Annotated in this window: 13 protein-coding genes; 3 read left to right on the top strand and 10 right to left on the bottom strand. The window is 44.2% G+C overall.

The annotated features are described in order from the left end of the window. Positions 1–35: 35 nt before the first annotated feature. The 3 genes from VC82_RS14770 to panB form a co-directional block, all read right to left on the bottom strand. On the bottom strand, positions 36–563 hold the full coding sequence (locus tag VC82_RS14770) for a DUF4252 domain-containing protein (protein WP_045803045.1): 528 nt from the start codon (positions 561–563) through the stop codon (positions 36–38). Positions 564–594: 31 nt separating this feature from the next. After that, on the bottom strand, positions 595–1,287 hold the full coding sequence (locus VC82_RS14765) for an RluA family pseudouridine synthase (RefSeq protein ID WP_045803044.1): 693 nt from the start codon (positions 1,285–1,287) through the stop codon (positions 595–597). A 92-nt stretch (positions 1,288–1,379) separates the two neighbouring features. Then, positions 1,380–2,198, bottom strand: coding sequence for a 3-methyl-2-oxobutanoate hydroxymethyltransferase (panB, locus tag VC82_RS14760; RefSeq protein WP_045803500.1), 819 nt, complete (start codon positions 2,196–2,198; stop codon positions 1,380–1,382). Between the two features lie 103 nt (positions 2,199–2,301). On the opposite strand from panB, the gene VC82_RS14755 reads away from it, so the two are divergent. Beyond that, positions 2,302–2,781: a nuclear transport factor 2 family protein gene (locus VC82_RS14755; protein ID WP_157518157.1), complete on the top strand. Its 480-nt coding sequence runs from the start codon at positions 2,302–2,304 to the stop codon at positions 2,779–2,781. Between the two features lie 74 nt (positions 2,782–2,855). Here VC82_RS14755 and VC82_RS14750 read toward each other — a convergent pair whose 3' ends face one another. Beyond that, the gene (locus tag VC82_RS14750) at positions 2,856–3,356 is read right to left on the bottom strand and encodes a hypothetical protein (protein WP_245615924.1); all 501 of its coding nucleotides are present in this window, start codon (positions 3,354–3,356) and stop codon (positions 2,856–2,858) included. Between the two features lie 311 nt (positions 3,357–3,667). Here VC82_RS14750 and VC82_RS14745 point away from each other — a divergent pair, with 311 nt between their 5' ends. Beyond that, positions 3,668–4,864 (top strand): IS256 family transposase, encoded by a 1,197-nt coding sequence (locus VC82_RS14745; RefSeq protein ID WP_045803043.1) that lies wholly within the window; start codon positions 3,668–3,670, stop codon positions 4,862–4,864. Positions 4,865–4,881: 17 nt separating this feature from the next. Here the strand turns inward: VC82_RS14745 and VC82_RS14740 are convergent, their stop codons facing one another. From VC82_RS14740 to VC82_RS14720, 5 genes are all read right to left on the bottom strand, one after another. Beyond that, on the bottom strand, positions 4,882–5,499 hold the full coding sequence (locus VC82_RS14740) for a TlpA family protein disulfide reductase (RefSeq protein ID WP_052699070.1): 618 nt from the start codon (positions 5,497–5,499) through the stop codon (positions 4,882–4,884). A 148-nt stretch (positions 5,500–5,647) separates the two neighbouring features. Beyond that, positions 5,648–6,634: a hypothetical protein gene (locus VC82_RS14735; protein ID WP_157518154.1), complete on the bottom strand. Its 987-nt coding sequence runs from the start codon at positions 6,632–6,634 to the stop codon at positions 5,648–5,650. 235 nt (positions 6,635–6,869) lie between these two features. Beyond that, positions 6,870–7,574 (bottom strand): hypothetical protein, encoded by a 705-nt coding sequence (locus VC82_RS14730; protein WP_045803041.1) that lies wholly within the window; start codon positions 7,572–7,574, stop codon positions 6,870–6,872. 412 nt (positions 7,575–7,986) lie between these two features. Then, on the bottom strand, positions 7,987–8,547 hold the full coding sequence (locus VC82_RS14725) for a TlpA family protein disulfide reductase (protein ID WP_045803040.1): 561 nt from the start codon (positions 8,545–8,547) through the stop codon (positions 7,987–7,989). A gap of 51 nt (positions 8,548–8,598) precedes the next feature. Next, on the bottom strand, positions 8,599–10,023 hold the full coding sequence (locus VC82_RS14720) for an L-serine ammonia-lyase (protein WP_045803039.1): 1,425 nt from the start codon (positions 10,021–10,023) through the stop codon (positions 8,599–8,601). Between the two features lie 223 nt (positions 10,024–10,246). On the opposite strand from VC82_RS14720, the gene dnaK reads away from it, so the two are divergent. Further along, positions 10,247–12,166 (top strand): molecular chaperone DnaK, encoded by a 1,920-nt coding sequence (gene dnaK / locus VC82_RS14715; protein WP_045803038.1) that lies wholly within the window; start codon positions 10,247–10,249, stop codon positions 12,164–12,166. Between the two features lie 71 nt (positions 12,167–12,237). Here the strand turns inward: dnaK and VC82_RS14710 are convergent, their stop codons facing one another. Continuing rightward, positions 12,238–12,882, bottom strand: coding sequence for a response regulator transcription factor (locus VC82_RS14710; RefSeq protein ID WP_045803037.1), 645 nt, complete (start codon positions 12,880–12,882; stop codon positions 12,238–12,240). Positions 12,883–13,328: the final 446 nt, after the last annotated feature.

Here is a 13,328-nt window from a genome sequence, read left to right as displayed (position 1 = left end):
CTGCGCGCAGTCGAACTGCCATCATGGACAGAATTTTAGTCATTTGAAATGCCGGGGGTCTGCAAATTGAACTGTGGCACAAGGCCATCGGAGAATTTTTGAAACACATTGCTTTTGGCCAGTTCATGCACTTTTACCGGGTCAAAATTGCCCCGAAAGTTTAAAAACGAACCGGTCAGGTTGTCATTGTTATAGACCAATATCTCTTTGACCACGTCTTTTTTCTCGCGAACCGCTACGACATTTCTTTTCAACTCATCGTTTTTACGAAACACCTCAATAAAAGAGGGATTTGAAGTAAAACTGTTCATCTGGTTGTTCAGAAACGATGACTGCGCCTCTGTTCTGCTGGGAAACTGCATATAGCGAAGGTCTTTGGTGTTGCCCACCAACGATTCCATTTCGGGCGATATCTCGCTTATCACCGAAAACATAAATTGCGGTACGCGAATGGCCGTGACCTGTGGGTCGTTCTTGTGTTTTTCGTAAAAGTTGTCGATGGAGGTATAGCTTCCGCAAGAGAAGAGAAACAACGCAAATAGGCAGATCGGGTACTTGTGCATGGTGAAGTGTTTCACTAAAAGTAGGAAAAAATCATAAACAGGCATTCCACACCGGGTCATCAGGCGGGGCGGCGGTAAAACTCACCGTTTCTTTTCTCACAGGATGCACGAAAGACAGTTCTCGTGCGTGCAGGTGAATGCTGCCATCTTTGTTGCTTCTAGCTGCGCCGTACTTGAGGTCGCCCTTGATGGTACAGCCAACGGCAGACAGTTGCGCCCGTATCTGATGGTGGCGACCAGTTTCCAATGATATTTTCAACAGAAAATAATTGTCTAAGCGCTTGAGCAAGGTATAGTGCAACACTGCCTTTTTACTATTGGGCACCTCTTTTTCATGGGCATACGATTTGTTTTGCTTAGGGTTGCGAACCAGCCAGTGTACAAGGGTGCCGCTTTCTTTTTCAGGGGCCTTTTGCACCACGGCCCAGTAGGTTTTTTTCGTCTCGCCTTCGGCGAACAGTTTGTTGAGGCGGGTCAATGCTTTAGAGGTTCTGGCAAATACAACTGCCCCAGATGTGGGCCTATCCAGTCGGTGTGCCACTCCCAGAAAGACATTTCCCGGTTTCTGGTATTTGGTTTTCAGATACTCTTTTGTGATTTCTGAAAGGGAGGTATCCCTGGTTTTGTCGCCCTGAACGATATCGCCCGGGCGTTTGTTGACCACAATCAAATGGTTGTCTTCATAAAGAACTTGAAGGTTTTCCGAATTGGATCGTTGGACCATTCGATTGTTGGATTGTTGGAAGTCCAAAGCAGTTACTTTAAGGTTGATTTGAATTTTGGAACCATCTTGATAATGGACCCCAATCATCGAACTCAATATTGTTCGTCCTCACTGGGGAAATCGAGGCTCTTAACATCGTTCACATAGCGTGAAATGGCGCTGCCCATCTCTTCGTAAAGGTTCATATAGCGCCGTAAAAACCTGGGGTTGAACTCGTGGGTCATTCCGAGCAGGTCGTGAACCACCAAAACCTGTCCGTCGACCCCGCCACCGGCGCCGATTCCGATGATGGGTATTCGCACGCTCTTGGCCACTTTTTCGGCAAGCTTGGCCGGTATCTTCTCAAGCACGATGGCAAAACATCCTATTTTCTCCAACAATTTGGCATCTTCCATCAGTTTTTCGGCTTCTTGCTCTTCTTTGGCCCGAACGGTATAGGTACCGAACTTGTAAATCGACTGCGGGGTAAGGCCCAAGTGCCCCATTACGGGTATGCCAGCGTTCAGAATGCGTTTGGCAGACTCTTTGATTTCGATGCCCCCTTCAATTTTGATGGCGTGGGCACCACTTTCTTTCATGATGCGTATGGCCGAGCGCAGGGCTTCTTTGGGGTCGCTCTGGTAACTTCCAAAGGGAATATCCACCACCACTAGGGCCCGGTTTACCGCCCTGATCACCGAAGAGGCATGGTAGATCATTTGGTCAAGGGTAATGGGCAGGGTGGTCTCGTGGCCCGCCATTACGTTACTGGCCGAATCGCCCACCAAGATCACATCTACCTTTGCCGAATCTATGATTTTTGCCATGGAATAGTCATAGGCTGTCAACATTGAAATTTTCTCGCCGTTCTGCTTCATCTCGTAAAGCGACTTGACGGTAATCCGCTTGTACTCTTTTTTGGCTGTGGACATTTGGTTTCGTTTTGCCGCTAAAGTAAACAGTTTTTTGTCATTTGCGCGAAGGCGGGAATCCATTTTCGTTATCTTGTGGATCCGAAAATTTTATAAAACCATTATGAAACGCTATTTTACGGTGGCCTTGTTTTTCTTTTTTGCCTTTGCCATGGGCCAAGAGGCGCAACCCTTTGAAAAAGACAAAATGGCCGTCAAGAAGACCATCGAAACTTTTTTTGAGGCTTTTCATGCACAAGACTCGGTTACACTTAGAAACCTGGTGGCCGACGACATTGTTTTGCAGACCACCGCACGCAACCAAGAGGGCAAAACCATTTTTCGCACACAGGATTTTGGGGCATTCTTGAGATCGATCGTCAGCATTCCCGATAGTGTGGCCTTTGAGGAAAAACTCACCTCATGGTCGATACAGGTCGATAGAACCATGGCGAACGCCTGGGTGGGCTATGAGTTTTGGCTGAACGGTAACTTTAGCCATTGCGGCATCAACTCATTTCAGCTCATCAATTTTGATGGGGAATGGAAAATCATCTACCTTATCGATACCCGGGGCAGGGCAGGGTGTTTGGAGGAGGAATAATTGGGCGGCATGTACCACTGGTCAGATACGGGACTTGGGTTTTTTGTTGAAGCCATTGTTGGCAAATGTTTTTATCAGAAATAGTTGAAGAACAGCTCAACAAAAATACCAAGAACAAGACTTAATATGGCTATCAAACGAGATAAACGTTTTAATTCAAATGGGTTTGCCAATGCTAGCCATAGACATAACAGCCCACAAATTGATAAAATTATCGTTCCGTATAAAGGTACGATGCTGTCGAAAAGACCTATTTGATCAAAGAGCGGATCTAGCAAAGCAGTAAATCCAAAAAGGGCTAAGGCGAAATTCGTTTTTCTATGCCCTATAAAAAAGTAGTAACCTGCTATTACAAGTTCAACACTTATGGCCATAGGACCAAATTGGTTGTAGTATTCCCTTTTAAAATAGGCATCAAATCCTTGAGGAAATTCAATCCTCAATAAAAAGGCAACGCTTAAAACAACACCAACGAGCAAAAGTGACAATGAAATAATTTTTCTTTTTTTCATAAGGTCTTTCCAAATGTGTGCCAACGCCGCGCTATGTGCGCCATCTGCGATAGCAGTGGGCAAGTTACGGCACTGGCGGCGAATTTTACCAAATTATTAGAAAACCATCAGCGATGTGATGGTTATTGCTCTTGGTGTTTTGTGTTTTGAACCGATCACATATAGGATGCCGAGTGAGTTGTATTAAAAATAAAAAAGTGGTTTAAGACATAAACAACATAATAGCTATCTTTGGGAGACTGGACTATGGCTTTTCATAGGATACATTGTTAGCTAACGTTTTTTTAGGACTATCTCATAAAGTGTGTAAATAGAAAATTAGCGGGGGCATGCCCCCGCTAATTTTTTGTCTAATTTTAAATATTTTGCACATCATGAAGAAAGAAGAATTGTTCAACGACGATTTTCTGAAACAGTTCAAGACCGGGGACGAGCTCAACGGTTTTCTGAAGGAACTCCAAAAACGCGGCATCGAGAAGATGCTCGAGGGCGAGCTCGACGGCCACCTGGACTATCAAAGGCACCAGCGTTCGTCCAATGCCAACAAGCGCAACGGGCATTCCAAGAAGAAGGTAAGGACTTCCTTCGGGGAATCCGAGATAGCCGTTCCCAGGGATAGGGATGCCAGTTTCAACCCGATGATAGTCCCCAAGCGGGGCAACATGATCGACGGGCTTGAAAATATAATTGTATCGCTCTATGCCAAGGGCATGTCGGTCAGTGACATAGAGGAGCAGATACGGGAGGCCTACGGGTTCGATGTCTCCACCTCCACCATATCGCGTATCACCGAAAAGGTGGCCGCCGACATCACGGCATGGCAGAACCGTCCCCTGGAACCGGTCTATCTGATCGTATGGATGGACGGCATCGTCTTCAAGGTCAGGGAATCCTCCAAGGTCGTCAACAAGACCGTGTACGTGGCCGTAGGCTTGCGAAGGGACGGGAAAAAGGAGGTACTCGGCCTGTGGCTGGGCAAGAACGAGTCCGCCGCTTTCTGGATGTCCGTCCTTACCGACATGAAGGCCCGTGGCACCGAGGACATCCTGATCACGGCCACCGACAACCTGAACGGCTTTACCGATACCACCAAGAACGTCTTCCCCGAATCCAAGACCCAGATATGCGTGGTGCACCAGATCCGCAACGCATGCCGCTACGTGGTCTGGAAGGACAAAAAGGCCTTTACCTCGGACATGAAGGGCATCTACAACGCCCCCAACGAGAAGGCCGCCAAGGCCGCCCTGGAGGACTTCGCGCAGAAATGGGAGGGCAAGTACTCCTATGCCATAAGGAGCTGGAGGGACAACTGGGACGAACTGACCGTGTTCTACGAGTTCCCTGTGGAGATACGCAAGATTATCTATACCACCAACCTTATCGAGAACCTGAACGGGAAGATACGCAAGTACACCAAGAACAAGCTGTCCTTCCCGACCGACGACGCCGTGATGAAATCCGTATATTTGGCCGTAAGGGAGGCCACCAAAAAATGGTCTATGCCCATCAGGAACTGGGGCATAATCCTGAACCAGTTCCTTACGATCTATGAAAAAAGGGTCAGACTTTAAATAAAGTCAAACCCCTGCTAATTTAAACTTACACACTTATTGGGATAGTGTCGTTTTTTTAGCTCAGTCAGTTGTTTTGATAACCGTGCTTTGAATTCCGCTTTGTTTTTTTCTTCGTTTTCAATGTCTTTTGGAATCATTTTTTCAATTTCAACGATTATTAAATCTTTATCCAAAATTAGTGTCTTTGGATAACCAAACGTTCCAAAAGTTTTTATATATTCCTTTGAATTAACGATGTGAGTAAAATCGAAATCGTGTGTTTTTAGAAATTCATTAACAGCATTCGGATTCTGGAAGGTCATTGATATAAAATTCACTTCATCTCCAAATTCAGACTTAATTTCGTTTAAAAGTGGCATTTCTTCAATGCAAGGTGCACAATTACTAAACCAAAAATTTATAACTGTTGGTTTGCCTTTCAGGGATTCCGAATTGAGTTTTTTTCCGCTTAAAAGATTTAGTTCAAATTTCGGCAATTCCTTTCCTTTAAATTCATAGATAGTTTCTTTAAATAGTTCTCTAGATTTTATCTTTTCTAACATAGCTTTTTTCAACGAATCAGGGGTTTGTCCTAAAACTGTGTTAGAAGTAAAAACTATGATTATTATTAAAACTATTCTATGTGTTATCATTTTTCAAATGTTAGCTAACGCCACGCTATATACGCCATCTGCGACAGCAGTGGGCGAGTTGGGTCACTGGTGGCGAATTTTAGGGAAATATAGCAAAATCGCTTCAACCATGGCGAGGGAACTGAGCTTTCCCAAACCACCGAACTCCCTATTTGCCATATGCCGTGTCAGCGACTTTTTTCTTAATAAATTTTCTTGGATCAAATTCTTTAGTGAGAATTGTTATCGTATCACCGTTAACTATACCCTGATAGTTTCTAGTGTTATATCTGATACCAATATCCCATGGCTCGTTTCCAATTGTTTGATAAAGAGGAGTAACAGGTTTTTTGTAAAAAATAGAATCACTCACGGTAATATCAAATGTTAAATTCTCTCCATTGAATTCTAGGTTATCTATTTGTGCCTTGAAAAAACCTGGATAATAACCTTCCCTTGCTTCGTCAAAGTCGTCACTTGTCCCATAATAGAATGATTGGCCTTCTTTAAATTCTAAATAATGATTTTCTATTAAATCTTCAGTATTGTACTCATGGACATATTCGTAAACGCCCAATAATTCTGCTTCTGATTTCGTGTCTGGCTTGGTAATTATTGGTTCACTTTTATCAATCTGCTCAATTTTCCCGTTTTCTAGAATTTGGTAGGTCGTAGTCGTTACTCTTAATTCGGTTGTGTTAGGGATTTTGTTGTAATCATAGTCAATTAACCATGATCTTGAAGAGTCTGTAACTACTAATTTTAAATCAGCATATAAAACTGCACTTTCTAGCGTTTGCCCCTGTTTCCCGAAGCGTGTGTTTCCTAAAATATTAAGTGAGTCAATCTTATTTCCTTGATTGTCCAGGGTTATTAAAAATGGAGCTAATCCATTATCGGTTATTGAATATTCAATAACACCAACTACCTTATCATTTTTGAATGCAATCCCATAAGGTGCATATGTCCAAACATGTTTATATGTCTCAAATAGAGTTGAATCATAGTTTTTAGATGCATCCATTCTAGAGTTAAGGTCAAAACTCAACGGAAGCTCTAAATCGTAAAGGCTTTTTAAATAATCCGGAAAACCTTTCTTTTCTTCTGTGCAGGAAAGTATAGAAATCGATAAAAGTATTATCAGTGTTTTTTTCATTCTATTAATTGTTGCCAACGCCGCGCTATGTACGCCATCTGCGATAGCAGTGGGCGAGTTGGGCAACGGCTGCGAATTTTACGGAAATATAAGAAAATCAATAGTCATGTGATCGTTATATTCTTAGTGTTTTGTATTTAGAACCATCACACATAGGATGCGGAGCAAGTTATATTAAAAGAAAAAGGGTGGTTTAAGACAAAAACAACATAATCGCTGTCTTTGGGAGACTCCCTTAGTGCTTTTCATAGGACACCTTGTTAGGCATTGTTTTTTTAGTATTTAAACTATCGATTAATTCTATTTTAGGATTTCTGCCTTTTTCTGCTTTAAAAATAATTCTTCCGTCTTTCTTGGAGTCACTTATTTTCGCAATACTCAAATCTTTATCTGTTTCATGCCACAATACTATTCTATCTCTAATTCCTTTATTTTTTTGAAGGTCGGCATTAATAGTCATAAAAGCGATATTTGGTGCAGCATATAAATATATGGCTTCTCCACCAAACTCTCCTCCATAGTCCATTCCTAGACCTATACTATTATCATCATCGCTGAATCCATAACCTGAGCGTTCTTCTCCTTTGTTATCATTAAAAAACAAAGACCAACCATCATTTAATCTTTCCTGATATTTGCCTCCTAAAAACAACTTTCCATGCTGTCCTAAATGAATTCTATCCATACCATTTTTGTCCATGAAAACGAGTCCATTTAAAGTATCTTTCCTTTTCCTGTATTTATTGTCAATAGGAAATCCTATTGCAATTCTCGGATTCCCAGTATCGTCTTGAACAATAATTCCTTTAGTCTGCAAAACATCATCATTAGTTTTGTTGAATGGATCAATATACAGCCAAATTAAACCTATGGCTAATGCTAACATTATAACTGTTTGAACCTTTGATTTCCTTTCAAGTGATTTGATTCTGTTTTCCATATTACTTTAAGTTATGCCTAACGGCCAGGCGGCTATGGCGAGTAGCGTTGCAAGCGTAGCTTGCATTAGCTAGGGGTCGCCATTAGACGCATATTCGCTATGGCTCCCTGATGTCCACAGTGTCTTGGGTCAGGAGCGAATGGCCCGATTATGGTTTCATTGTTAAATATAGCGAATATGCAGTCGTACTGCCTGGCCGATGGTAGATGATAGTAAAAAAGGGAGGGCGGTATGATACCGCCCGTTTTTTATGGGCCGGAGGCATCATCGACCATCTTGGTTATATGCAATATGGCAAAAAAAGGGATAATTTGATAAAAAGGTACAATTCTAGTGCTCAAAGCGCGATTTAAACATTTCCAAGTGTTTACAAATGTTTCCAAACGCTTAAGTTTTTGTTATCGGATATGGTTTAAGGGTTTGCCAACACCTCTTCCAACGCGGCGATAAGCGCGGGCTCACTTGGCCATGGGGCATCGTCATCGACGATAGTGCCCTTGCGGTCAACGATCAAAAAGTGTGGAAAGCCTTGGGTCACCGAGGTGTCTTTAACGGTCTCTTTCCAGATATTTTGGTATTGGTCGATACCCATAAAGTAGTGTGCCCCGGTCAGGTTTTTGTCCGCGATTATTTTTTTCCACCGAAATTTTTCACCCGGTATGCGCCTGTCTTTTCCCAAATAGAGAAACACCAAATCTTCGTTGTCCTTAAAGTGGGCCTTCACCATTGGCATGGCTTTGAATTCCCTACGACAATAGGGGCAGCCCGTAAACCAAAAATCGACATAGACCACCTTGTTTTGAAGGGCGGGATGTGAAATAATGTCGGCAAACGTTTCAAACTTGTCTTCTGGTTCTAGATAGAGGATGCCTGCGCTGCCCTTTGCATTGATGATTTTTGAATAATGGAAGCGGCCCACTGCCGCGGCCACCACAAGAACCATCGCCAAAACAATAAGGAGTTTCTTTTTCATGGTTTGTATTTGCCTTTTGTAAACTTTTGCACTGCAAGCCCCTAAATACGCTCAGCAATCACTGAGGTTAACACCGACCGCAAGGCCGCCTTCAGAGGTTTCCTTGTATTTGCTGTTCATGTCCTTGGCGGTCTCCCACATGGTGTTGACCACCTTGTCAAAAGGCACTTTGGCCTCTTCAGGGTCGCTATCCAAAGCAAGTTCGGCGGCATTGATGGCCTTTATGGCCCCCATGCTGTTGCGTTCGATACACGGTACCTGTACCAGACCGGCAATGGGATCACAGGTGAGCCCCAAATGGTGTTCCATGGCGATTTCGGCGGCCATCAACACCTGTTCGGGCGTACCGCCCATCAATTCGGTCAATGCACCGGCGGCCATGGCCGATGATACCCCGATTTCTGCTTGGCAACCGCCCATGGCCGCTGAAATGGTGGCCCCCTTTTTAAAGATGCTGCCAATTTCGCCGGCCACCAGCAAAAACTTCTTTAGATGCTTGAAATCGGCCTCGTGGTTTTCAATGACCATATAATACATCAATACGGCCGGAATGACTCCAGCACTGCCATTGGTGGGCGCCGTGACCACCCGGCCCAATGAGGCGTTTACCTCGTTGACGGCCAAGGCGAAACAGCTTACCCATTTTAGTATGGAGCGAAATTTAACCTCTGTAAGCCGAATGGCCTCCAACCATTCTTGGGGATTGGAGTAGGGCAGATCGCCCTTCAGCTTTTGGTGCATCTCATAGGCCCGACGTTTTACATTGAGGCCACCGGGCAATTTACCCTCGGTATGGCAGCCCAAGTACATACACTCGAGCATGGCATCCCAAATTTGCCGTAATTTTTCGTCTATTTCTTCTTCGGTTCTTAGCGACAATTCGTTCTGCAATACAATCTCTGAAATGCTTTTTTGCCCGGTTTTGCAATGCTGCAACAACTCTTTCCCTGTTTGGATAGGGAAAGGAAAGGTTTTGAAGGTCTCCCGGTTTCTTTTTGAGTTGATGCGTTCTTCTTTCACCACAAACCCACCGCCGATGGAGTAGTAGGTCTCACTGACGGCTTCACCTGATCCAAGTATGGCCGTAAAGCGTATACCGTTGGCATGAAAGGGCAAAAAGTCTTTTTCGAAAACAATATCCTCTTCAATGACAAAGGGAATGGTTGAAAGTCCGTTGAAGATAAGTTCGCCGCTTTCTTTGACCTGCGCCACGATACCTTCTATATCGGCTACCGGTATGGTTTCGGGATCTGTACCTGAAAGGCCCAATACGACTGCCAAATCGGTGGCGTGACCCTTTCCTGTAAGTGAGAGCGACCCGAAAAGGTGTACCTGCACCTTTTTAACATCATAGAAGATCCCCTCCTCGATCAGTTCGGAAATCCACCGCTCGGCGGCCCGCCAAGGGCCCAACGTATGCGAGCTCGAAGGGCCCACACCTATTTTGAGCATATCAAAAATGCTGATGCATTCCATTGGTCTGGTCGTTTGATCAAAGATACATATGGGTTGTCAATGAAATAGCATTTGATCAAATTGAAATCAAAATAATTTTAGATTGGTTATACGCCATTTTGTAGGTAAAAACAATTATGTTGTTCTATAAAACTGCCACCTTGTCATATTTCTGCCGATGGCACGATCATTGACAGTCTTTGGGCGAGCGAAAAACGAATTTCAACACTAGAACTTTAAAAATATGAGTAAAATTATTGGTATAGACTTGGGTACTACCAACTCGTGCGTTTCGGTAATGGAAGGTAACGAGCCTGTAGTAATACCCAATGCGGAAGGAAAAAGAACCACCCCTTCGGTTATTGCCTTTGTCGAGGGAGGTGAAATAAAGGTTGGCGACCCGGCCAAACGGCAAGCGGTAACCAACCCTGAAAAGACCATATATTCCATTAAACGATTTATGGGCACCAAGTTTTCTGAAGTTAAGGATGAAGCAAAACGGGTAGCCTATAAAGTGGTCAAAGGCGATAACGATACGCCCCGTGTCGATATCGATGGCAGGTTGTACACACCGCAAGAACTATCGGCCATGATTCTTCAAAAAATGAAGAAGACCGCAGAAGATTATCTGGGCCAAGATGTGACCCGCGCGGTGATTACCGTACCGGCCTACTTCAACGATGCCCAGCGTCAGGCGACCAAAGAGGCGGGTGAAATCGCAGGCCTGACCGTAGAGCGTATCATCAATGAGCCCACTGCAGCATCATTGGCCTACGGATTGGACAAAAAGGACAAAGATCAAAAAGTGGTTGTTTTTGACTTCGGAGGCGGTACCCACGACGTATCTATCTTAGAGTTGGGTGACGGCGTATTCGAAGTGTTGGCCACGGATGGTGATACCCACTTAGGAGGTGACGATGTTGACCAGAAAATTATTGATTGGTTGGCAGAAGAGTTTAAGAAAGAAGAAGGTATCGATCTGCGTGAAGATTCGATTGCTTTGCAGCGTTTGAAAGAAGCTGCCGAAAAAGCAAAGATCGAACTATCATCTTCGACCCAGACCGAGATCAACCTACCCTATATTACTGCTACGGGTTCAGGCCCCAAGCACTTGGTCAAAACGTTATCTCGACCCAAGTTCGAGCAGATGATCGACGATTTGGTAAAACGGACCATTGAGCCCTGCGAGTCTGCCCTAAAGGCAGCCGGACTTTCAAAGAGCGATATCGATGAGATCATCTTGGTAGGTGGTTCTACCCGAATACCAGCCGTACAAGAAGCGGTTGAAAAATTCTTTGGCAAGAAGCCATCAAAAGGGGTGAACCCCGATGAAGTGGTAGCCATTGGAGCGGCCATTCAAGGTGGTGTTTTGACAGGGGACGTCAAAGATGTATTGCTGTTGGATGTTACCCCACTTTCACTGGGTATTGAGACCATGGGCGGTGTGTTCACCAAATTGATCGAGGCGAACACGACCATACCTACCAAAAAGTCACAGATTTTCTCTACCGCAGCAGATAACCAACCTTCGGTCGAGATACATGTGCTACAAGGTGAGCGTCCCATGGCCGCAGACAACAAGACCATAGGTAGGTTCCACCTAGACGGTATTCCACCAGCGCCAAGGGGTGTGCCCCAGATCGAGGTAACCTTTGACATCGATGCCAATGGTATCATCAAGGTGTCAGCTACCGATAAGGCCACGGGCAAGTCACAGGATATCAGAATCGAGGCCTCATCAGGGTTGACGGAAGAGGAAATAGAAAAAATGAAGGCGGAAGCCGAAGCGAATGCCGAGGCCGATAAGAAGGCCAAAGAAAAGGCAGACAAGCTGAACGAGGCCGATGCCATGATCTTCCAGACCGAAAAGCAACTGAAAGAGTTTGGCGATAAATTGTCTGATGACAAGAAAAAGCCAATCGAGGAAGCTCTGGAAGAATTGAAGAAGGCCTACGAGAGCAAAGATGTGGCGGTTATAGAACCCGCTTTGACAAAGATCAATGAAGCTTGGAAAGTTGCTTCGGAGGAAATGTACAAAGCGCAGGCTGAAGCTGCCCAGGCCAATGGTGGCGGGGCATCTGCCGATGCCGGGGGCGACAGTGCCTCAAGTGGTGCCGCTGAAGGCGACAATGTAGAAGACGTAGACTTCGAAGAAGTCAAGTAACCTTAATAGGCTAAATTAAATTAAAACCCGCAATTTTAAATTGCGGGTTTTTTTATTTCAAATATAAAATATTAGCTATGGTCCAATTGAAAAGCTTCGAGTTGTCGCAACTTCTCGAGTGCCTCCGATTTTGAGTTTACATTCAGTTTCAAATAAATGTTCTGAATGTGAAAATTCACGGTACTCGGTGTAACGAAGAGCTTTTCTGCGATATCCTTGTATGTGAACCCCTGACCAAGATACTCGATGATTTGGTTTTCCCTTTTTGAGAATGTCTTTAGCGGTTTTCGCTGAAAGGAACTGATGATCATCTTGGCAACATCGTGCCCTAGGGCAGCACCATATTGTTGGATGGAATCTAGGGCATGGAACAAGCGGTTACGGGTAACCGGTTTGGTCAAATAGCCATTGGCCCCTTTTTTGAACGCTTTTTTGATGATTTCAAAATCACTTTGTTGGCTCATGATCAATATTTTGATAGAGGCATCCCTTTTTCTTAGGTGTTCGATTCCCTCCAAGCCTGAAATTCCGCTGAGCGAAACTTCTGAGATGATGATGTCGGGCATGGATCTCCCCATGTCGTACAAAACGGCGCTTACCTTGTCGTAAATACCGATCAATTCGTACTCAGGGGCATTTTCAAAGTATGATCCGTAAAGTTGGTGTAGTTGTAGGTCTCTGTCAATGATGATGACCTTGGTCATGGTCGTTCTCATGTCGTTAATGATTTGGGTTATCTGGTATATAGCATCAATACAGTGTCGGCGACACCAAAGGAATTTTAACCAATGGTGGGCCCAGAGTATTGTAGGGGGCTAGGGGCTTCTATTTGTAGCACAAAGGGATTGCACCGCCTAGGCAGGAAAAAGGACAAACTGTCCGATTTACGTTGCCCTTAGGTTACAAAAGCCGATAAAAATGAAAAACCGCGGTTACTGAACTGTACCGGGTTTAAACCCATTAAAGCGTATGGGATTGGTTGACAATTGTGGCCAAGTAGCTGTTTTGGTGTAGAAATACGTTTTCATAAGCGTAAGATTTAGGACTTTTTTTGAATTAGGGTTGTATTATTCAAGGGTCAATATAAATGGTTTTTAAAAAATAACATATTTTTTGTAGTCATTTTCGTTCAAATGCACATTTTGTTAAGATGGTTTTTCTG

It is taken from the genome of Flagellimonas lutaonensis (assembly GCF_000963865.1).
GTDB classification, from domain to species: domain Bacteria; phylum Bacteroidota; class Bacteroidia; order Flavobacteriales; family Flavobacteriaceae; genus Flagellimonas_A; species Flagellimonas_A lutaonensis.
This window is presented reverse-complemented; position numbering and strand designations above follow the sequence as displayed.

Bases quoted from the DNA above. Each gene is read 5' to 3' on its own strand.
- VC82_RS14730 (WP_045803041.1), bottom strand. From the start codon at position 7,574: ATGGAAAACAGAATCAAATCACTTGAAAGGAAATCAAAGGTTCAAACA.
- VC82_RS14740 (WP_052699070.1), bottom strand. From the start codon at position 5,499: ATGATAACACATAGAATAGTTTTAATAATAATCATAGTTTTTACTTCT.
- VC82_RS14720 (WP_045803039.1), bottom strand. From the start codon at position 10,023: ATGGAATGCATCAGCATTTTTGATATGCTCAAAATAGGTGTGGGCCCT.
- VC82_RS14725 (WP_045803040.1), bottom strand. From the start codon at position 8,547: ATGAAAAAGAAACTCCTTATTGTTTTGGCGATGGTTCTTGTGGTGGCC.
- VC82_RS14710 (WP_045803037.1), bottom strand. From the start codon at position 12,882: ATGAGAACGACCATGACCAAGGTCATCATCATTGACAGAGACCTACAA.
- VC82_RS14765 (WP_045803044.1), bottom strand. From the start codon at position 1,287: ATGGTCCAACGATCCAATTCGGAAAACCTTCAAGTTCTTTATGAAGAC.
- dnaK (WP_045803038.1), top strand. From the start codon at position 10,247: ATGAGTAAAATTATTGGTATAGACTTGGGTACTACCAACTCGTGCGTT.
- VC82_RS14755 (WP_157518157.1), top strand. From the start codon at position 2,302: ATGAAACGCTATTTTACGGTGGCCTTGTTTTTCTTTTTTGCCTTTGCC.
- VC82_RS14735 (WP_157518154.1), bottom strand. From the start codon at position 6,634: ATGAAAAAAACACTGATAATACTTTTATCGATTTCTATACTTTCCTGC.
- VC82_RS14770 (WP_045803045.1), bottom strand. From the start codon at position 563: ATGCACAAGTACCCGATCTGCCTATTTGCGTTGTTTCTCTTCTCTTGC.
- VC82_RS14745 (WP_045803043.1), top strand. From the start codon at position 3,668: ATGAAGAAAGAAGAATTGTTCAACGACGATTTTCTGAAACAGTTCAAG.
- panB (WP_045803500.1), bottom strand. From the start codon at position 2,198: ATGTCCACAGCCAAAAAAGAGTACAAGCGGATTACCGTCAAGTCGCTT.